Source organism: Chitinophaga agrisoli (genome assembly GCF_008386695.1).
Classification (GTDB): Bacteria; Bacteroidota; Bacteroidia; order Chitinophagales; family Chitinophagaceae; genus Chitinophaga; species Chitinophaga agrisoli.
Window position 1 is genome coordinate 954,422 of sequence record NZ_VUOC01000002.1, and the last position, 21,852, is coordinate 976,273.

At 51.5% G+C, this 21,852-nt stretch carries 17 protein-coding genes; 10 read left to right on the plus strand and 7 right to left on the minus strand.

Going from position 1 to position 21,852, the window contains the following annotated elements; all coding sequences use genetic code 11:
* The first annotated feature begins 95 nt into the window (after nt 1–95).
* The 10 genes from F0L74_RS11220 (at nt 96) to F0L74_RS11265 (ending at nt 14,476) form a co-directional block, all read left to right on the plus strand.
* Nucleotides 96–2,525, plus strand: coding sequence for a TonB-dependent receptor domain-containing protein (locus F0L74_RS11220; RefSeq protein WP_149837954.1), 2,430 nt, complete (start codon nt 96–98; stop codon nt 2,523–2,525).
* 137 nt (nt 2,526–2,662) lie between these two features.
* The gene (locus tag F0L74_RS11225) at nt 2,663–3,253 is read left to right on the plus strand and encodes an RNA polymerase sigma-70 factor (RefSeq protein ID WP_188315961.1); all 591 of its coding nucleotides are present in this window, start codon (nt 2,663–2,665) and stop codon (nt 3,251–3,253) included.
* A 49-nt stretch (nt 3,254–3,302) separates the two neighbouring features.
* Nucleotides 3,303–4,355, plus strand: coding sequence for a FecR family protein (locus F0L74_RS11230; protein ID WP_149837956.1), 1,053 nt, complete (start codon nt 3,303–3,305; stop codon nt 4,353–4,355).
* 58 nt (nt 4,356–4,413) lie between these two features.
* Nucleotides 4,414–7,929, plus strand: coding sequence for a TonB-dependent receptor (locus F0L74_RS11235; protein WP_149837957.1), 3,516 nt, complete (start codon nt 4,414–4,416; stop codon nt 7,927–7,929).
* A 25-nt stretch (nt 7,930–7,954) separates the two neighbouring features.
* Nucleotides 7,955–9,580: a RagB/SusD family nutrient uptake outer membrane protein gene (locus tag F0L74_RS11240; protein ID WP_149837958.1), complete on the plus strand. Its 1,626-nt coding sequence runs from the start codon at nt 7,955–7,957 to the stop codon at nt 9,578–9,580.
* A gap of 27 nt (nt 9,581–9,607) precedes the next feature.
* Nucleotides 9,608–10,750 (plus strand): SusE domain-containing protein, encoded by a 1,143-nt coding sequence (locus F0L74_RS11245; protein ID WP_149837959.1) that lies wholly within the window; start codon nt 9,608–9,610, stop codon nt 10,748–10,750.
* Nucleotides 10,751–10,772: 22 nt separating this feature from the next.
* Entirely contained in the window at nt 10,773–11,909 is a 1,137-nt protein-coding gene (locus tag F0L74_RS11250; protein WP_149837960.1) for a glycoside hydrolase family 76 protein, read from the plus strand.
* 100 nt (nt 11,910–12,009) lie between these two features.
* Complete coding sequence (locus F0L74_RS11255; RefSeq protein WP_149837961.1) at nt 12,010–13,077, plus strand: sensor histidine kinase; 1,068 nt, start codon at nt 12,010–12,012, stop codon at nt 13,075–13,077.
* Entirely contained in the window at nt 13,064–13,768 is a 705-nt protein-coding gene (locus tag F0L74_RS11260) for a LytR/AlgR family response regulator transcription factor (RefSeq protein WP_149837962.1), read from the plus strand. The genes F0L74_RS11255 and F0L74_RS11260 overlap by 14 nt, the downstream gene beginning before the upstream one ends.
* A gap of 243 nt (nt 13,769–14,011) precedes the next feature.
* Nucleotides 14,012–14,476 carry a DUF1440 domain-containing protein gene (locus tag F0L74_RS11265; protein ID WP_149837963.1) on the plus strand — a complete coding sequence of 155 codons (465 nt, stop codon included), beginning with the start codon at nt 14,012–14,014 and terminating at the stop codon, nt 14,474–14,476.
* A gap of 8 nt (nt 14,477–14,484) precedes the next feature.
* Here F0L74_RS11265 and F0L74_RS11270 read toward each other — a convergent pair whose 3' ends face one another.
* Genes F0L74_RS11270 through nuoH form a run of 7 tightly spaced genes read right to left on the minus strand, consistent with a single transcriptional unit; the run spans nt 14,485 to nt 21,826 of the window.
* Nucleotides 14,485–15,924 carry an NADH-quinone oxidoreductase subunit N gene (locus F0L74_RS11270; protein WP_149837964.1) on the minus strand — a complete coding sequence of 480 codons (1,440 nt, stop codon included), beginning with the start codon at nt 15,922–15,924 and terminating at the stop codon, nt 14,485–14,487.
* Between the two features lie 6 nt (nt 15,925–15,930).
* A complete protein-coding gene (gene nuoM / locus F0L74_RS11275) occupies nt 15,931–17,481 on the minus strand; it encodes an NADH-quinone oxidoreductase subunit M (protein ID WP_149837965.1) in 1,551 nt (516 codons plus the stop codon).
* Between the two features lie 21 nt (nt 17,482–17,502).
* Nucleotides 17,503–19,392: an NADH-quinone oxidoreductase subunit L gene (nuoL, locus tag F0L74_RS11280; protein ID WP_246197682.1), complete on the minus strand. Its 1,890-nt coding sequence runs from the start codon at nt 19,390–19,392 to the stop codon at nt 17,503–17,505.
* Nucleotides 19,393–19,451: 59 nt separating this feature from the next.
* Entirely contained in the window at nt 19,452–19,760 is a 309-nt protein-coding gene (gene nuoK, locus F0L74_RS11285; RefSeq protein ID WP_149837966.1) for an NADH-quinone oxidoreductase subunit NuoK, read from the minus strand.
* The gene (gene nuoJ, locus F0L74_RS11290; RefSeq protein WP_149837967.1) at nt 19,757–20,284 is read right to left on the minus strand and encodes an NADH-quinone oxidoreductase subunit J; all 528 of its coding nucleotides are present in this window, start codon (nt 20,282–20,284) and stop codon (nt 19,757–19,759) included. The genes nuoK and nuoJ overlap by 4 nt, the downstream gene beginning before the upstream one ends.
* Nucleotides 20,285–20,341: 57 nt before the next feature.
* Complete coding sequence (gene nuoI / locus F0L74_RS33255; RefSeq protein ID WP_188315962.1) at nt 20,342–20,857, minus strand: NADH-quinone oxidoreductase subunit NuoI; 516 nt, start codon at nt 20,855–20,857, stop codon at nt 20,342–20,344.
* Nucleotides 20,858–20,875: 18 nt separating this feature from the next.
* The gene (gene nuoH / locus F0L74_RS33260; protein WP_188315963.1) at nt 20,876–21,826 is read right to left on the minus strand and encodes an NADH-quinone oxidoreductase subunit NuoH; all 951 of its coding nucleotides are present in this window, start codon (nt 21,824–21,826) and stop codon (nt 20,876–20,878) included.
* Between the last annotated feature and the right edge of the window lie 26 nt (nt 21,827–21,852).

Here is a 21,852-nt window from a genome sequence, read left to right on the forward strand (position 1 = left end):
ATCTAAACTCGGGTAACCCTCCGGATCCACCAAATGGCTAACGCGCCCCAACGGGCCGCTGGAATGGATAATGGATACTATTAACACGCGCCTTTATGAACAGAAGTATATTAACCACTTTGTTTTTCTTATTCCTTTCCCAGGTATTGCATGCGCAAACACGCCAGGGAAAAGTAACCCTGAAAGTAACTGAACAGGGCAACAAACCCCTTGCCTTTGCCAATGTGCTGGTGCACAAGGCAAAAGACAGCACCCTGGTAAAAGGGGAGCTGACGGATGAACAAGGTAATGCCACTATAGAGAACGTACCGGACGGCCGTTATTACGTATTGGTGAACCAGATGGGTTATGCGCCGGTAAAAAGCGCCGCCTTCACCATAGACGCCACGCATAAAACGATCTCCCTTCCGCCCATACAATTGACCACACAGGCCAAAGACCTGCAGGCGGTGAATGTGACCGCCCAAAAACCATTTATTGAGCGCAGCGCCGGTAAAACTGTGCTCAATGTAGAAAGCAGCGTAACCGCCGCCGGCAGCAACGTGCTTGACATGCTGCGCAAAGCCCCCGGCGTTACTGTTGATAAGGATGATAATGTGCTGGTAAAAGGCAACCAGGGCGTAACCGTGATGATAGATGGCAAGCTCACCTATCTTTCCGGAGACCAGCTGGCCAACCTGCTGAAAAGCACCCCGGCAGAAACCGTGTCGCAGATAGAGATCATCACTTCGCCCAGCGCTAAATACGATGCCGCCGGTAACAGCGGTATCATCAACATAAAAACAAAAAAAGGGCAGCTTACAGGCATCAATGGCTCTGTAAACGCCAGCATGAGCCAGGCCAGGTATCCTATTTACAATGCAGGCGGTAATTTTAACTGGCGCACTACCCAGTTTAACCTGTTTGGCAACTACAACTACGGTAACCGTCAGTTCTTTACCCTGCGCGAGCTGTGGCGGAATATTGAATCAGAAAAAATGCTGTTCCACCAGGATATCTGGCAGCGCAACCAGTTCCTGAACAATACCTATAAAGTGGGCATGGATTATTTCCTTAGTAAGCAGCATACCGTTGGCGTGTTGGTGAACGGCTATAACAATGCTTTCCGCAACAGCATTTTCAGCGCTACAGATATTGGCAACCAGGCCGGTCAGATAGACTCTGTGGTGCATACCCTTACCCAAAACGATAACCGTTTCAATAACATAGCCCTGAACGTAAACTATAAGGGCCAGCTGGATACCGTTGGCACTGAGATCAGCGTGGATGCGGACTATGCCCGCTTTAACAATAACCGTAAGCTGAACCTGGCCGATAGCCTGCAGGACTTCCACCTGGGCAAAGTGCGAGATCCCCATGGCATCCGCAACCTGGGTAATACGGAAGTGACCATCAAAAGCGCCAAAACAGACCTGGTGCTGCCCATTAATAAAGCGTCCAAATTAGAAGCCGGTCTAAAGGCCAGCTTTGTGGAAACAGATAACCGCCTGCAATACGATTCCCTGAAGGGGAAAGACTTTGTACCAGCCCCTTCCCAGAGCGACCGTTTTATCTATAAAGAGAATATACTGGCCGCCTATGCCACTTATAAACTACAGGTAAAGAAATGGGATATATCTGCCGGCCTGCGCCTGGAAAAGACCATTTCAGAGGGTAATTCCGTGAGCCTGCAAAGCACTATCAAACGCTCTTACCTGGATTTCTTTCCCAGTGTGGCCACTGACTATAAATTCAATGATGATCATAAACTGGGCGTCTCCTACTCCCGCCGTATAGACCGGCCGGGGTATAACGGGCTCAACCCCTTCCTGTTCTTCCTGGATAAGTATACCTATTTTCATGGTAACCCTTACCTGAAACCGGAGTATACAGATAACACGGAGCTGTCCTATACCTTTAAGCAGAAGTTCATTGTCACCCTGGGTTATAGCTATACCCGCGATGTGATCAACGAATACCTGGAACAGAATGACAGCACCAAGATCACCCTTAGCACCAACGTGAACTATAATAACCGGCAGAACTACAGCCTGGTGGTAACCCTGCCCTTTGACGTTACCAAGTGGTGGAATACCAGCACTACGCTGAACCTGTATTATAACAAGTATGCGCTGATGGCGCAGAACATTAACGTGGTGAACAGCCGGGTGGAATACTATTTTAACACCACCAATACCTTTACCATGCCGCGGGACTGGAAGGCGGAACTGGGCGGTTACTACTACTCTCCTTTTATAGAAGGCATTTTCCGCGGCCGGGCGCAGTATGATGTGAGCCTGGGCCTGCAAAAATCGCTGCTTAATAAGAACCTGACGATAAAGGGTAATGTTACCAATATCATCCGCCGGGGCAGCCAGTTCTTTGGAACGGCTAAATATGAAAACGTAGATACCCGGATACAGAATACCTGGAATTATACTACCTATACCCTTTCCATCAGCTACCGCTTTGGCAACAACAATATCAAAGGCGCGCGTGAAAGGAAAACGGGCAGTTCTGATGAGCTGCAACGGGCCGGGAACTGATGTGCGGTTGTGCAGATGATGACCAGTCCGGTTGGCTCCGCCTCAATCCATCTGCACATCTGCACATTTTTTTTTCGCGGCTTGTAAGTAGTTTTCCCATAATTCCTGTCTATATTGTAAATACACCGTGCCGGCGTATGGACAATGTGAATATTAAAGAGCTGCAGCATCAGATTGCACGTTATGGGGACGAACAGGCCTTTTCCGCGCTGTTCCGCCATTTTTATGACCGGTTACTGCGCTTCTGCATACAATATGTACAGGTGCACGAGGCGGCGGAGGAGATCGTATCAGACGTATTTGTAAAGGTGTGGAACCGCCGCGAGAGCCTGGAAACGATCAATAACCTGGAAGTATACCTGTTTGTAGCCATCAAGAACCACTCCCTTAATTACCTGGAGCAATATTCCTCCCTGCGTATTACCCCGCTTACCGATACGGGGATTTCCCAGCTTACCAATGCCGTAGACCCTGAGCGGGCCATGGAATGGAAAGAGGTGCTGTTTAAAATGGACCAGGAGGTAGACCGTTTGCCGGACCAGTGCCGCAAGGTCTTTAAGCTGATCAAGGAAGAAGGTTTCCGTTATAAAGAAGTAGCACAGATCCTGAATATATCCCCCCGTACTGTAGAAACACAGCTGTTCCGCGCCATGCGCCGCCTTAATGAAGCCATAGGCCCTTACCTGCCTGGTAATAAAGAAGGCGAAAAAAAATCTTTCCCCTTGTAAGTAATTCTGTCCTTACTACCTGTCCTTCTTGTACAATCTGCCTCCCCTTATGATGCATGAAGATCTATTTGTTACACTCATCACCAGGAAACTTGCAGGCGAAGCCAGCGCGCAGGAACTGCAGGAACTGGAAACCCTGTTGCAAGCCAACCCGGAGTTACGGGAGCGTGCTGTTATCCTCCAGAAATACTATACGGAATCCCATCACCATGTTACGGCTAATACAGAACAGGCCTTACAGCGCACTTTACAGCGCCTGCAGCAGCCGCAACAGGAAACATCGGAAGCGCCAGCGTCTAAGCCGCGTACTGCCCTGCGCCGCAGCCTGTATGCCGTAGCAACCGTAGCTGCCGCTGTGCTGGCATTTGTAATTATTACCCGGGTAATGAAACAACCCCGGCCTGCCGCGCCGCTGGCCGCCGCAGTTAAAACAGATACCGCCTCCTGGCTGAACCGCCAGAACGGTAAGGCCACCAAGGCCATTATTGAATTAACAGATGGCAGTAAGATCTGGCTGAATGCAGATAGCCGGCTCACTTACCCGGAAGTGTTCAGCAGCGCCGCTGCACAACGGGAAGTATACCTGGAAGGTGAAGCTTTTTTTGATGTTGCCACAGATGCCGCCAGGCCTTTTATCATTCACCTCCGTAAAGGCACTATTAAGGTGTTGGGTACCTCTTTTAATATACGGGCGTATGAGAATGAGCCGGTGCAAACCTCTGTTACTACAGGCAAAGTGGCTTTTATACCACGGTATACAGATAACCGGCAACAACAGGATACCATCCTCATTATGCCGGATGTGAAAGTAAGCTATACACAAAGCACCGGGCAGCTTGTAAAGGAAACAACTGCTGCGGAAGATGATAAGGCATGGACAGAGGGCCGCCTGATCTTTAAGAACGCCAGCCTGGAAAGTATTGCCGCAGAGCTGGAGCGCAGCTTTGGAAAAAAGGTGGCGTTTAAAACGGATGCGCCGCGGCATTACCGCCTTACCGGCTCATTCCAGCATAACTCCCTGCAGGATATTATGTACTACCTGGCCAGGTCCAGGGCATTCCGTTATGAGATCACAGACAGCACATTACTGATCAGCGAATAGGCAGATACTGTTTTACCATATAGTCAACCAAATATTCATTTATAAACAAATCCACGCTATGAGAGTTAAACCTATACTAGCGTTTCTCCCGCCGGCATTCCGTTCGTGGTGCGTTGCACTGCTTACCTGTATGGCGTTGTTGAATATGCTGGACCTGAGGGCCCAGGTGGCCTATGCTTACGGCATGCCGCCGCCCCGTACAACGCAGCAACGGGATAATACGCCCGGCAAACCGCTGGACAACCGCATTAGCCTGCAGGTAAAAGACGAATACCTGGACCAGGTGCTGGAAAAGATAGAGAAGCAAACGCCTTTTGTGTTTGTATACTCTAATGATATGATCAAAACGGCGCAGCGCATTACGCTGGACGTGAAAGACAAACAGCTGTCAGAAGTGCTGCCCATGCTGCTTTCGCCGCTGAATGTAAGTTATGAGCTGATCAACAACAAGATCATCCTGCGCCAGGGAAACGAGCCCGCAGCCGCCTTTCGCCAACAGGAACAGGTAACGGTAAACGGCCGCGTAATGGATGATAAGGGCGAAGGCATTCCAGGGGTGAATGTGCGCCTGAAGGACACCAATACCGGCACCACAACGGACGCCAGCGGTTTTTTTACGTTAAAGATCCCCAGTGGGCAAGCCAATGGTACCTTGGTTTGCTCGTCCGTTGGCTTCGTAACGGCAGAAGTGGGGATCAACAGCCGTACTAATCTTACTGTGGTATTACGGCCGGATGCCAAAGACCTGGGCGAGATCGTAGTAACGGCCTATAGCACGCAAAAGAAAACGCAGGTAACGGCCGCTATCAGCACCGTAGCTACCAAGGATATTACCAGCCGGCCCAGCGCCAACATGTTCCAGGCCTTACAGGGGCTGGCCCCCAACCTTACCATCCAGCAGAATACGGCGGAGCCAGGCGCCGCCCTGAACCTGAATATACGCGGGGTGGGCAGCTTAACGGGCAACGCGCCCCTGGTGATCATAGATGGGGTACAGGCAGGCAGCACCGGTTTGCAGAACCTGAACCCTTATGATGTGGAAAGCATTTCTGTACTGAAAGACGCCGCTTCTTCCGCCATATACGGATCACAGGCCGCCAATGGCGTGATCTATATTACCACTAAAAGGGGCAAAAAAGACGATAAACCCAGCGTACAATACAATGGCCTGTACGGCTGGCAGATGCCCACTACCCTGCCCCGGCAGGTAGAGGCCTGGGAATACATGACGCTGAAGAACGAAGCGCTGGTAAACTCCGGCAAAACGCCGCAGTTCAGCTCAGAAGATATACAGGACTGGCATAACCGCGGCTCTGAAAAGGGTATGCTGCGGGAGCTGGTACGCCGGTATACGCCGCAGCAGAACCATAGCCTGAGCCTTACCGGCGGCGGCAAAAGCAGCAGTTACCTGCTGTCCCTGGGATATGTAGACCAGGGTAATATGCTGCAGAACTCCTGGCTCGCCTCCGACCAAAAGTTTTATTACAAACGTTATAACGCCCGCGCCAATGTAGCGGTGGATGTAAGCAAGTATGTAAAGGTGGCGGCCAATGTGGCTTATACCAAATCCTTTACGCGCACACATCCTTTTGATATGGGCATCCTGATGCGCGATGCCATGCGCGTACCGCGTATCTATCCCGTAAAGGACAGCCTGGGCAACTGGGTAGTACCGGCGCTTACCAGTAACAGCGTATTCGCGCAGCTGTCAGAAGGCGGTTATAAGCTGAATGAATTTGACAACCTGCTGGGCGGGCTGGATATAACGATCACCCCCACAGATCATCTCCGGTTTAATTTCAATGCCTCCGGCGTATATAATATCAATAACGAAACGCAGCGGACTAACCGCTTCTCTTATGCGCCTTATTATACTACCGCCAATCCGCCCCAGTTTGATGAGATACGGCAACAGGAGTTCAAAGACCTGAATACGAACGTGTATGCTACTGCGGAGTATGAGAATACTTTTGGGATGCATTATGTAAAGGCGCAGGTAGGCGCCCGCAGCGATGCTATTAATGAAGGTTATGGTTTCCGGGCAAACCGTATCGGCACCACCAACCTGGATAATGACTGGACCATTGGCGGGGGCTACCGCCCTAAGCCGGATGGCTCTTTTGACTACGGAAAGATCAGCGATTACAATGATATCGTAAACCCCAACCTGTATGCGCTGAACTCTCTTTTTGGCCGCGTTAACTATGTATATAATGATAAGTACCTGGCGGAGTTCACCTGGCGTTATGACGGCTCATCCAAGCTGGCCCCGGGCCACCGCTGGCAGTTCTTCCCCGCCTTCTCACTGGGCTGGCGTATTACTGACGAGGCGTTTATGGATTATGTAAAACAGCACATCGGCAATGTGAAGTTCCGCTTCTCCTGGGGACAGGTGGGCAACTCCAATATTGGCGGGTTTAACTACCTGGCCAGGGTATACATTAACCAGGGCGCCTATACCTTTAACAATACGCCGGTGCCGGGCAGCATCTTCTCCACCTATAACGATCTGTTGCAGTGGGAAATATCAGAGATGACCAACTACGGTGTAGACGCTGATTTCTTTAAGGGCAAGCTGTCCGTTTCCTTCGATTATTTTAATAAGAACACTAGCGGCATTTACCTGTTCCAGACAGTACCCGGCACCGCCGGCGTTACCACAGACCAGGAAAAATCGCCACTGGAGAATGTTGGTGTAGTAAACAATAAAGGCTGGGAGCTGTCTGTTACTTACCGCGCCAATACCGGCCCGGTGGCCCACTCCTTTAACTTTAACGTGTCAGATAACCTGAATAAAGTGGTGAAGTTTGGACAGGAATCCATCCGCGGCTCTGACTTCTCGTATATTATCCGCGAGGGTTTCCCCATTGCCTCTTATTTTGGCTATAAGTCTGATGGGCTGTATCAGAACCTGGACGATATTAAACAAGCGCCTAAAGTGCCTTTTGCGTATAACCAGCAGGTAATGCCCGGCGATATCCGGTATATAGACCGGAATGGCGATGGCACTATCAATGCGGATGACCGCTTCATCTTTGGCAATCCTTTCCCCCGTTATACATTCGGCTTTAACTACAGTGTTGCCTGGAAAGGTTTTGACCTGAACATGTTCTGGCAGGGCGTGGGCAAACGCTCCCAGTTCCTGCGCGGCGATATCGTAGAAGCTTTCCATAATAACGAAGACCATGCTTTTGTACAGCACCTGGACCGCTGGACGCCCACCAATCCCGGGGCCAGCTACCCGCGGCTGACCATTGGCACGGCAGACGCTAACAATTTTGCCTACTCCGATTACTGGATGTTTGATACCAAATACCTGCGTTTAAAGAACCTGCAGGTAGGATATACGCTGCCACACTCCGTTACTGACAGGGTGCATATGGGCAGCGCGCGGATCTACTTTACCAGTCTGAACCTGATCACCATTATGCCTTCCCGCTTCCGCGAGCTGGGCATGGATCCGGAGTTTACGCAGTTTGATGATAAGCTGAACTTTTCCAATTATAACCCGATCGCGGGCCGTAACTATCCCAACGCCGCTACGTTCGCGTTTGGGCTGGATCTGAAGTTCTGATGTACTGATGTAAAAAGCAACACGAATGAAAAAACTACTTTTGATAATAACATGCTCCGTTTCGCTGCTCGCCTGTCGTAAGCTGGACCAGCCCATTACGCGCGAGTTTACGGAAACCGCCTACTGGCGGGATGCCCAGGATGCGCTGGATGCGCTGACCTCGTGCTACGAGCACTTTTCTAAAGACGATTATTATTTTGGCGATGAGGGCCTGAGCGATAACGCCTATGTAAGCGGCACCGGTTTCCTGAATGTTACTGCCGTGGCCAATGGCGGCTACGATCCTTCCAATGGCCGGGTAACAGATACCTGGGGCTATTATTTTACTACCATCCGGCGCTGTAACCTGCTTACAGACAACATAGACAAAGTACCGGCCATGGACGAGGCACTGAAACGCCGTATTACGGCAGAAGCCCGTTTCCTGCGTGCCTACGCTTATTTTCAGCTCACCAACTGGTATGGCGATGTACCATTTTTTACCAGTGTGCTGCCTATTGAAGAATCCCGCAGCATTAGCCGTACCGGTAAGAGCGAGGTGATGCAGTTCATCTTCAGCGAGCTGACGGCTATCCGTAACGACCTGCCGGTGAACAACTACAGCGGCGGGGATGGCCAGTATGCAGATAAAGACAAAGGCCGCATTACCCGTGGCGCCGCCATCGCCCTCTCTGCCCGTATACACCTGTATAATAGCGAGTGGCAGGCCGCCGCAGACGACTGCGCCCTGCTGATCAACAATACCACCAACGGCAGCTATGAGCTGATGGGGGATTATGCCAGCATATTTACCGTGGCCAACGAGTACAACCGCGAGGTGATCCTGGACCTGCAATACGGCGGCGGCAAAACCAATGACAAACAACGCTCCTTTATGCCGCAAACGATCGCCCAGCTGCGTAGCGTACTGGTGCCCACACAAGACCTGGTGGATGATTATGTAATGCTAAACGGTAAAGGCATACGCGAAGCAGGATCCGGTTATGATGAGAACAATCCTTACCAGAACCGCGATCCCCGTTTTGAAGCCACCATTCTGCACCATGGATCTACGGTAACGGATTTTAACGGTACGGTGCAGACCATCCTTACACAACCCGGCTCCAACCCCGCTACCAATAGCGTGGATGACCAGGGCGCCTCCCCTACCGGTTATTATTTCTATAAATATTATGACCGTACGGCCACCAATTATCAATCCGGCCTGAACCTGATCATGATCCGTTATGCTGATGTGTTGCTGATGTATGCGGAGGCAAAGAACGAATTGGGGCAAATGGACGCCGCTACCTGGAACCAGACCATCCGCGCCCTGCGTATACGCGCCAAGTTCACGGACGCCGGTGCTACGGAATTTAATGCCGGCTGGGGCCAGGCGCTGCTGCGCACTATCATCCGCCGGGAAAGAAGGGCAGAACTGGCCTTTGAAGGACTGCGGATCTATGATGTGCGCCGCTGGAAGATAGCGGACCAGGTGCTGACCCGCCCCGTAAGAGGCATCCGGGTAAGCTCCGGCGCTTTTAATAAAGATCCCAACGGTTATATCATCGTTGAGAACCGCACCTTCACCAATCCTAAACACTACCTGTGGCCCGTGCCCACTTTTGAAAGTGACCAGAACAAAAACCTGGGACAGAACCAGGGTTGGTAATATTATCACACGCATAAACTCCCGTATATGAATAAACGTATCATCAACATAGTTTCTATACTGCCTCTGCTGCTGGCTGTTGTGCTGGGCGGCTGTAAAAAGGACGATTATAAGATCAACACCAACCTGCAGCCCGTAGCCAGGCTCACTGCCCCGGTTAATAACAAATTTGTGAAGCTGCAGCCTGCTACCAGCGCCAGCGTGACCTTTGAATGGGACCAGGCCCGTGCGGAAGATGGCTCCCTGGTGTTATATGAAGTAGCTTTTGACAAAGCGGATGGCGATTTCTCTAACCCTATTGCCAAATTCACGGCTGATGGCGGCGGCGTACAGAACCATCTGTCCCTTTCGCATAAATCCCTGAACGGTATTGCCGGCAGCGCAGGCATACCCGCCCTTGGCACCGGTAAGCTGAAATGGACGGTGCTGGCGGCCAAAGGGTATAATATCCAAAAGGCCAGCGAGGACCGTATCGTGGAAGTTGAAAGGCCCAACGGCTTTGCAGAGATACCGGTGGATGTATACCTGACCGGCGAAGCCACTGAAGCAGGTACAGACCTTTCCAAAGCCATCCGGTTAAAGAGCATTTCCAATGGGGTATTTGAAGTATACACTTCTTTGAAAGACGGTAAATACCAGTTCACAGACCGTAACAGCGGCACGCCTGCTACTTATTCTGTAGCCGGCACCGTGCTGAAAGAAGGCGGCGAATCTACCCACACGGGCACTAAAGTATACCGCCTGCGCCTGGACTTTAATAATACCAACGCCACCGCTACAGAGATCACTGGTATGGGATTATGGTTTGCGCCGGATAACAAGATCATGTTTGACCTGAGCTATGCAGGTAATGGTATGTTCACGGCCACCAACCAGGTGATCACCTTTAAACAGGAATCGTGGGGCCGTGATGAGCGTTATAAGTTCCGTATGAATGTAAAGGATGCTGATGGCAACGCCGGCGAAGAATGGGTGGGCAGCTCCAATGCCGATAACTCCCGGCCTACCAGCGCTACGCCGCTTACTTTCTGGGAGCTATGGCCCATTGCGAATAATGATCAATGGAATTATTGCTATAAGTTCCAGACAGAAGTGGATACCAAAGCCTGCGATGTGAAAGTGTATTTCCAGGCGGATAAGGCATACACACATGAAGTAATAGTGTTATAAAACAGCTTAAAGCTTATAAAATATGCGTTCATTCCTATCATTGCTACTGCTGTTATCCATTGCCTGCACTTCCTGCCTGAAAGAGCCGGTAGATGATGGCCCCGGGCCGGGCGCCGGCAAAGGCGCCTACCAGTTTAACTGGCCGGGCATTGCAGACTCTGCGCAGGCTGCGCTTGGCGGCAGCTTCTATAACAGCGGCGGTAAGTACTTTAATAAGAACAATGCCGGTGACGTCACCTTTAATTACTGGCCCAATGCCCATGCGCTGGACGTGCTTACGGACGCGTATATCCGTAAGAATGACGAAGCTATCCGCACCCGCATGAACGACCTGCTGGACGGCATGAAGGTAAAAAACGGCAACACCTATATCAACCATTTCTATGATGATATGGAGTGGATGACGCTGGCCTGCCTGCGGGCCTATGAAGCCACCGGCGACGCCCGTTATAAAACGGTAGCGCAGGAACTGTGGAATGATATCAAAGGCGGCTGGGACGATATCTGGGGCGGTGGTATTCACTGGAATAAGGATAAATCCAAAAAGTATAAGAACACGCCGGCTAATGCGCCCGCCTGTATCATTGCCGCACGTATGTACCAGGTTAGCCGGGACCCGGCGGACCTGGAGTGGGCTAAAAAGATCTATGAATGGGAAAAGGCCACGCTGGTAGATCCCGCCTCCGGGCTGGTATGGGATGGTATTAACCAGGATGGCAGCGGCACGGTGAATAAAGACTGGAAATTCACTTATAACCAGGGCGTATTTATAGGCGCTGGCGTAGAGCTGTATAAACTTACCGGCGAGACCTCCTATATCAATGACGCCTTAAAAACGGCCAATAATGCCCTGGGAGGCGATTTTACCCAAAGCAACCTGGTCAAGGATGAAGGCGGTGGCGATGGCGGCCTGTTTAAAGGTATACTCGTGCGCTACCTGTTGCTGCTGATCACCGATGGCGATCTAAACAGCACGGATAAAACGCGGTTTATGAGCTTCCTGCAGCAGAATGCGGAAACGCTGTGGCTGCAGGGTACATCGCGCCCGCAGATCTTCTTTGGCCCCAACTGGAAAGCGCCTGTTACCACCACAGATATGACCACCCAGCTTAGCGGTGTGATGCTGATGGAGGCAATGGCAAAACTGAGCGAAAATTAATGTGCACATCTGCACATTAAAAGCTGTTTTTCATCCGTCGATTCTGGCCGTTCATCCGTTTGTGCAGGAATAACCGCGTTTTTTACGATTTTTGGATCGCATGAACCGGTTATTGCTGCACATTTTGTTTTGGGTATTATACCTGCTGCAGGACGCCCTGCTGGAATTCCTGTGGGTAGGCCCCGCCCTGCCGCCTGCGCTGGCAGAGGGCGCGCGCTTTGTGATGGCCCTGCAGGCCGCCATAGCGGTAGGCATCCCCAAAATGCTGTTTATCTATTTTTTGCTGTTTGTATCTGTGGATAGGGTACTGAAGGGGGAAAACAACCGCCTCTGGCAGGAGATCACTAAGGTAGTGCTGGTGCTGGCGGTTATTATCGTTGTGTACCGGGCCGTGTTCCATTATTATGTTTACCCGGAGGTGTACCATGGCCTGTTAACGCACCGCTCCATGTTATCCCCCAGCAGCCTGCTGCTAGCCTTAATGGATATAGGCTTTGTAAGCGGCACCGCGGTTACCCTGCACCTGTTAAGGATCCAGCTGGCCGGCAAGGAACGGGAAAAGAACCTGGTAAAAGAAAAGCTGGAAACAGAATTGAAATTCCTGCGTAATCAAACCAACCCGCATTTCCTGTTTAATACGCTTAACAATATCTATGTGCTGGCCCGCAAGAAATCAGACCATACGGCGGAGATCGTGATGAAACTCTCCAAACTGCTGCGCTTTATGCTGTATGAAACCGGTAAACCTTTTATACCTGTAGCAGAGGAGATAAAAATGCTGGATGATTACCTGGAGCTGGAAAAGATCCGCTATAACGAAAGGCTGACCATCACCTTCCAGAAAGAGATAGACAATGGCGCTTATCCCGTGGCGCCGCTGTTATTGCTGCCTTTTGTGGAGAACGCCTTTAAACATGGCGTGAGCGAATCGCGTCTGGATGCTTTTATCTATATTGATATTAAATTACAGGAAGGCCAACTGAGCTTCCATATAGAAAATACCAAGGAGAACGGAGATACCCAGCCCATTACGGATAACATAGGACTTGGCAATGTAAGACGGCAGCTGGAACTGATGTATAAAGAATACCGGCTGGATGTGCAGGATCAGAACGGGCGTTTTAAAGTACACCTTACCATAAACCTGGACAGTCATGCAAAAATATAGCTGCATCATCGTGGAAGACGAGCCGCTGGCGGCAGAAGTGCTGAGCGATTATATACACCAGGTGCCTTTCCTGCACCTGCAGGGCGTATGTGCGGACGCGATCTATGCCATGGAAATGCTGCAGAAGGAAAAGATAGACCTTATTTTCCTGGATATACACCTGCCCAAGCTAAAGGGGATGGACTTTGTAAAAGCCCTGAAAGAACCGCCCCAGGTGATCATTACCTCTGCCTACCAGGAGTATGCGCTGCAGGGCTATGAGCTGAATGTGGTGGACTACCTGCTGAAACCTATTGAATTCAGCCGTTTCCTGATGGCGGTGAATAAACTGAAGAAACCCGCCGCCCCGGCTACTATCATACAAAGCGGGCCCGCTGCTACAGAAAGGATGCACCTGTTCTTTAACGTGAGCAAAAAGATGGTGAAGGTATACCTGGATGAGATCTTGTATATCGAAAGCCTGAAGGAATATATCCGTATCGTAACAAAGGATAAACATATCCTTACCAAGTTCCAGCTGGGGCAGATAGAAGAACTGCTGGCCCGGAATAATTTCCTGCGGGTGCACCGTTCTTTTATTGTTGCGAAGGATAAGATCGAAGCTTTTACTGCTACGGATGTGGAGATCTGTGGCAAACCTATACCCATTGGGCGCAGTTATAAAGAGCTGGTGATGCGGGGACTGGAGTAACAGCTATCATTGACTATTTACAATGTATGAAGAGCGTTTATCGCCCCCTAAACGCCAGGTTACTGGTTTTTCTGGCGCTTCTGTATGCTGTTGGGCCTCCTTCGTTGAATAACCGGCCGTCATGATAAATAGCCCGCTATATTTGGATTGTATATAGCATGTATAATTCCACTCCTTCCGCTAAAAAGGTTACAACTATACATACATCGTATAAACGGGAACCATGCTCTTAAAACAACCAACATGCCATCATCTGCAGCATCTGCCGCAAGTACTATCCTCCGTACCGGCCTGGTAGCCGGTACTTTAGACATCACAGCCGCCATTACGGTATACGCATTTATACTGGATAAGGTCACGGCGCTGCAGTTATTGCAGAGCGTGGCCAGCGGCGTTTATGGCCGGCAGGCCTTTACCGGCGGGCTGGCTATGGGCCTTGCCGGGTTATTATTCCATTACCTGATAGCGCTTACGTTCACCACTGCGTACTACCTGGTATATCCGTACCTGCCTTTTCTGCAAAGACATCCTGTTATAAGCGGAATAGTATTTGGCATTGTAGTATGGAGCATCATGAACCTGCTGGTATTACCGCTCTCCAACTGCGCCACGCGCCCTTTACAGCTGGGGCCTTCGCTGCTGGGCATGGCCATCATTATTGTGATGATAGGTTTGCCGGTGGCGCTGCTGACGAAGAAACTGCGGTAAAACGCAGATCATTTTATCAGCGTCATCATCTGCTGTATAATATGCATCATGGCCGTGGGATACACACCCAGGCCTACCAGCATCACGACTAACAAACCCAGGGTTACATTACCGGCCAGCGGCAATGAGGGGCGGATAAAGACCCGCTCTGAGGTGTCCGTGGTGCGGAACATCATGGCTACGATGCGGATGTAGTAGTACAGGCCTATCACGCTATTGATGACCAGCATAAGCAACAGGAACCAGCGCTGCCCATCCACCCCTGCCATAACAATATAGAACTTGCCGATGAAACCCGCTGTAAGCGGTATACCGGCCAGGGAAAGCAGCATGACGGTAAATGCCAGCGCCACCCAGGGGTAACGCCAGAAAAGACCCCGGTAATCCTCTACCGTTTCCGCGTCCTGCACACTACTGCTCATGACGATCAATACGCCAAAAGCGCCTATGCTGGTGGGAAAATAAGCTACCAGGTAAAAAGCAATGGCCTCCAGCCCCGTTTGCGCGCCGGACAGGAATGCCACCAGCAGGTAGCCCAGGTGCGCAATAGAGGAATAGGCCAGCATACGTTTTATATTCTGCTGGGTAAGGGCCAACCAGTTACCTACAAACATGGAGGCAATGGCCGTAATGGCTAAGATCCACCATAACATGGTATAATCGCGGCCATGAATATCCTGGTAAAGGCGGATAAGCACTACCAGTACCCCGCCTTTGGAGATGGTAGCCACAAAGGCCGCTACCGGTAAAGGCGCGCCCTCGTAAATATCCGGCGCCCACATATGAAAAGGCACAATACCCAGCTTAAAGCCGATGCCGATCAACATCAACCCAAAACCGGCGATCACGGGTAGCGGCAGCGTACCGATCTGCTTTAGATAATTGCCGATGCCTGGAAAATCCATATGCCCGGTAAAGCCATATACCAGCGCCATCCCAAACAGCAGGAAAGCAGAGGAGAGCGCGGCCAGGATCAGGTATTTAAGGCCTGCCTCATCAGAGCGGGGACGTGCGCGCAGGTAAGCGATCAATCCATAAAGGCTGATGCTAAGCATTTCCAGGCCCAGGAACAGGGACATAAAATGCCGGCTAATCACCAGCACCAGTGCGCCAGCGGTAGCCAGCAATAAGAGCAGGTAATATTCTTCCTTGCGCTCTTCGCGTTCTTCGAAATAGTTGTAGGATAACAGCACGATGATGAGCCCTGAGCCAACAATAGCACCACTATTAAATAGGGCAAACATATCTACCACCACCAGTGGCGGTACGGTATGCGGTAACAGTTGAGCAATAGGCACTACTGACATTAAGGCCAGCGCAAAGGCCACCAGCGTAACAAAATATATCAGCCGGTGATTACGCCAGATGGCGACCAGCAGCATACACAGTACGGCGGCGCCGCAGATATTGATCAATGGCCCAAGGGCGAGCAGATCATCAAAAGTCATAAGACATCAATTAGGAATTATCAAAGAATCAGTCGTTATGCTGGTCCTCATTACGAATGACGAATCTGTACGCATGGGCTTTTGATTGTTTGCCTCGTTGGACATGCGTAACTGGTCATTCGTAACAGTTTTTAGTACGGGTGAAGGGTATATGCCCAGCCATAAGATCACGGCTACCAATGGCAGCAGCATGGCCCACTCGCGCGGGCGCAGGTCTGGCAACGCGTACTGCCTTTCCGTATGGCCAAAGAATACCCGCTGCATAATACGCAGGGAGTAGATGGTAGCCACCACCAGGCCTACGGTGGCCAGTATGGTCATTACCTTGTTGGCCTGCCAGCTGCCCAGCAGGATCAGGAATTCTGCGATGAAATTGCCCAACCCAGGTAGCCCCAGCGAGGCCATTACAAATACCATAGTCACCGTGCCCATGGCCGGCAAGGTAGGCCAGAGCCCGCCCATACGCCCCAGTTCGCGGGTATGGATGCGCTCATATAATACGCCTGCCAGCATAAATAATGCGCCGGTGCTGATGCCGTGTGTGATCATCTGCATTACTACGCCCTGGTAGGCTACTTCGTTAAAGGCAAAGGCGCCCAGCAGCACAAAGCCCATATGGCTAACGCTGGTATAGGCAATAAGGCGTTTCAGATCGGGTTGGGAATAAGCCAGCTGTCCGCCGTAAAGGATACCCGCCACGCCCAGCAACATAGCCCAGGGCGCAAAATCGTGGGCGGCTTCCGGGAACAGGGGCAGCACAAAACGCAGGATACCATACGCCCCTGTTTTCAGGAGCAGGCCTGCCAGCACTACGCTGCCAGCCGTGGGCGCTTCTGTATGCGCATCCGGCAGCCAGGTATGGAAAGGAACGGCCGGCAGTTTTACCACAAAGGCTACCAGGAAACCCAGCATGAGCCATTGCGCCAACGCGCGCTCCATAGGAGTATTGAGCAGGGCAAAATAATCGAAGGTATAAACGCCGGTATTGGCGCCATGCACAAAGTACAGGCCCAGTATGGCCAGCAGCATGAGCAGCCCGCCTGCCTGCGTAAAGAGGAAGAATTTATAGGCCGCATACTCCCGCCGCTCATGGCCCCAGATACCTATAAGGAAATACATGGGTATAAGCATCACTTCCCAGAAGAAGTAAAACAGGAACAGGTCCATCGTAAGGAATACGCCGGCAATACCGGCTATTACGAACAGGAGGTTAAAATGAAAGAAGCCTGTCCGGAATTTGATCTCTTTCCAGGATACCAGTACGGAGAGTGCGCCCAGGAAAAAAGTGAGCGCCAGCATTACCAGGCTCAGGCCGTCCATGGCCAGGTGCAGGCTAATGCCAAAATGCGGGATCCAGGGTTGCTGCCAGTTATACAGCCATTGGTTAAAGCTACCTTCGTTGCCGGCATGCGTGATCCAGATACCGGTTACCAGCACCAGGCCCGCCAACAGGCTTAGCAGCGCTACCCAACGCCCCAGCGCCGCTTTCCTGGCTGCTAATAGCCAGGAAAGCAAAGCGCCGAGCATAGGGATGAGTATGATATATAACAAGACCATTTTGGTATATTTTATAGTTCATCATACATATACCCGCCATATGAGCACACTCAGTATCAGCACCGCCCCTATCACCACGCCCATGATATACCAGCGCAGCAGGCCGCTTTGCGTGCGGGCCAGCATATCATGGCACCATTGCATGATACGCGCCAGGGTGGTATAGATACGGTCAACGATATCTTTGCGGTTCATACGCGCGGTGCGCACAAACGGGTGTACGAAGAGTTCATTATACGCGGCGTCAAAGGCCCAGCCGGTAAACCAATATGCCCGCAGCCATTGCATAAAAGGCATTTGCGAAAAGCGCAGCATGCCATCCGGCTTTTTTATGACCCATACCCAGGCAATATAAATGCCCAGGAAAGTGAGGCCGGCTGCCAGCAATTGGGAGGTCCATTCCAGCGCAGCAGATTCCTGCACCAGGTGCACGGCCGGCAATACAGGTTGCAGGAAATCGCTGAATAAAGTAAAATGTCCCATGGTATGCGGCAGCTCCACGAACCCGGCCAGGGTGCTGCAGGCTGCCAGTATATACAGGGGTATCATCATACTGTTGCCGGGCGTATGGGGGTGATGATGGCCGCGTGGCTCACCATAAAAAGTGAGGAACACCATGCGGAAGGTATACATGGCTGTGAGGAAAGCGCCCGCGATAGCAATGACCCAATAGGCGCTGTGCCCCTGCGCGGATGACCAGGCCAGCCATACGATCTGGTCTTTGCTGTAAAAGCCGGATGTAATAAATGGAATAGCAGATAAAGAGGCAGACCCAATAAGAAATACCCAGAATACGGCGGGTAGCTGCTTACGCAGCCCGCCCATTTTAAACATATCCTGTTCATGGTGCATGGCAACTATGACCGCGCCCGCGCCCATGAACAATAAAGCTTTAAAGAAAGCATGTGTTACAAAATGGAAGATGGCCGCAGACCATGCGCCTACGCCCAATGCCAGGAACATATAGCCTATCTGGCTGATGGTGGAGTAAGCCAGCACCCGTTTTATATCTGTTTGTACCAGCGCGCTGCAGCCAGCCAGTAATAAGGTAATAGCGCCTACAATGGCTACGGCCGTTTGCGCGGTAGGCGCCAGTGCAAAGAGCACATGCGTGCGGGCAATCAGGTATACGCCCGCTGTTACCATGGTAGCCGCATGAATAAGGGCGCTTACGGGCGTGGGACCAGCCATGGCGTCTGGTAACCAGGTTTGCAGCGGCAGCTGGGCAGATTTGCCTACGGCGCCGCCCAATAACAGGAAGGCGATCAGTACTACGGTCTCATTACCGGTAGACCATAATTCCGGGGCGCCTGACAGTATAGTTTGGATCTGCAGGCTGCCGGTATGCTGGAACAGCATAAACAGGGCAATGGCCATGGCGGTATCGCCCACGCGCGTTACAATAAATGCTTTGCGGGCGGCATAACCATTGGCGGGGTCTTTATACCAGAAGCCGATAAGCAGGTAGCTGCAAAGCCCTACGCCTTCCCATCCAAAGTACAGGAGCAACAGGTTATCTGCCAGCACCAGCATGAGCATAGCGCCTACAAACAGGTTCATACAGGCAAAGAAGCGGCTGAAATCCGCATCTTCCGCCATATAGCCGGTAGAATATACGTGGATGAGGAAACCTACAAAGGTGATCACAAATACAAAGGCCAGCGAGAGCGCATCCAGCCGCAGGTCGATGCCCGCGTTAAAACCGCCGGATTGGATCCAGCTCCAGAGATGCTGGGCTACTGCGTTTTCGCCGCCCTGCAGGAACTGCCAGCCAAGTACCAGGGTAATGGCAGCCGCCAGCCCCATACTGCCGCAGGCAATCACGGAAACGGCCGCCTTGCTGAGGGAGCGCCCGCCCACAATTAAGATGAGAGCGGAGAAAAAAGGCAATGCCGGTATGAGCCAAAGCATAGATTACAGTTTGAGATGAAAGGTGTGGATGTTCTTTTCAGTAAACACTGCGGGCGCTGTTACCCGGTCATTCTGCTGGCCGCATCGCTATCCAGTGTTTTCAGCTGGTGATACAGCTGCAGGATAAGCGCCAGGCCTACGGATACTTCTGCCGCCGCCATGGCCAGGATGAACATAAACATCACCTGCCCGTCCGGCTGCCCCCAGTGCGAGGAGGCCACAATAAATGCCAGGCCCGCCGCATTGAGCATCACTTCTACGGAGAGCAGCATAAAGATCATGTTACGGCGTATAAGCATACTAACAAGCCCCAGCGTGAACAGGATACCTGCCAGCGTCATACCTGCCGTTGTTGGATGTATATTCATGATACGTTGCTTTCAAGGAAACGATGTACTGTTTTTTTCTTTTGCCGGCCTAAATGATAAGCGCCCACAATACCGGCCATGAGCAGCATGGCGCTCAGCTCCACGGCCAGCAGATACGGACCGTACAGGCTTAGTCCAACGGCTTTGGCCTCCACTACCTTGATACCCGTCGCCGGCGTCCGGTTCTGGGCTATGAGGTATACCAGCTCTCCTAGGAGTATGACGCAGAACACCGCGGGGAATAACCAGAGGCTGGGTTTTAGCCATTGTTTTTCCTGCCGGTACATTTCCGGCCCCAGATTGAGCATCATCACAAAAAAGATGATGAGCACCATAATGGCCCCCGCATATACGATGATCTCCAGCGAGGCCATAAAAGGCGCACCATACAGGTAAAAGATCACCGCCACGGATAAGAGGGATACCACGAGCCATAACAGCGCGTGCATGATATTAAAGCGCGTGAGCACCATGATGGTGGACAGTACGGCAATAGCCGCAGCAATATAGAAGGTTACGCCCATGGTAATTACAATTAGCGGACGGCATACCGGCGTTTATTACCGGTAGCCGGCCGGGGTTTATGGCAACAAGCTCTTTATATCTACCGGTGGCTCTTCCCGTTCTGCCTCGCCTTTATCTTTACCGCCAATGGCCATACCGGCTACCTTGTAATAGTTGTAACCGGGGTATTTACCCTGGCTGTTGATGAGCAGGTTCTCTTTTTCATACACCAGGTTCTGGCGGTTGTACTCTGCCATCTCAAAATCAGGTAACAGTTGTATGGCGTAGGTAGGACAGGCCTCCTCACAGAAACCGCAAAAGATGCAACGGGAGAAGTTGATGCGGAAAAATTCCGGGTAACGCCGTCCGTGCTCGTCTTCTGTGGCCTGTAAGGAAATACAATCCACGGGACAGGCGGCGGCGCAGAGGTAGCAGCCTACGCAGCGCTCCCCTCCGTCCGGATCACGGGTAAGCGCTATACGCCCACGCCAGCGGGCCGGCAACGGCGCTTTCTCTTCCGGGTACTGGTATGTTTCCCGCTTGTGGAACATATGCAGAAAAACCAGCCACATACTGCGCAACAGACTAAACATAGTATCAGTTTTATATTGTTACAGCATTAGTTTAATAGCAGCCGTTATCAGCAGGTTCACCAGCGATAACGGGAATAGTATCTTCCATCCGTATTCCATAAGCTGATCATACCGCGGCCGGGGCATAGAGGCCCTTAGCAGGATGAACAGCATAATAAACGCAAACGTTTTGAGCACAAACCAGATCACGGGGGGCAGGAATGCGGGGCCCAGCCAGCCGCCAAAATAAAGGGTGACCACCATGGCGGAGATGAGCGTAATGCCCATATACTCGCCAATGAAGAACATACCGAACTTCATACCGGAGTACTCTGAGTGGAAGCCCGCTACCAGCTCGCTTTCCGCCTCTGGTATATCAAATGGCAGGCGGTGTGTTTCCGCAATGCCTGCAATCAGGAAAATAAAAAAGCCTACAATTTGTGGCAGTATATACCAGCCGCTTTTTTGCGCTTCTACGATCTCACGCAGGTTAAAGGACCCGCTCAGGATAACCACGCCCATTACGGACAGCCCCATAAATACTTCATAACTTATCATCTGTGAAGCGCCGCGCATAGCGCCCAGTAATGCATATTTATTGTTGGAGGCCCAGCCGCCCAATACAATACTGTACACGCCCATGGAAGACATGGCCAGGAAAAACAGCAGCCCTACATTAAAATCTGCCACCAGCACATTAGGCGCAAAAGGGATCACGGTAAAACTCAGCAGCACGCTGGCCACCACTACGGCCGGCGCAAATACGAACACGACTTTGTCTGCAAACGGCGGTATCCAGTCTTCTTTGAAGAACAGTTTGAGCGTATCTGCCAGCACTACCAGTATGCCAAAAGGCCCGGCCCTGTTAGGTCCGTAACGGTCCTGCCAAAGCGCCAGCATACGGCGCTCCAGCCATATTAAACCGGCTGCGGTATTCAGCAGTACAAAGAGTACGCCGCCAATGACTAACCAGTGATGTCCTGCGCTCATATAATTACGAATTACGAATGATCAAT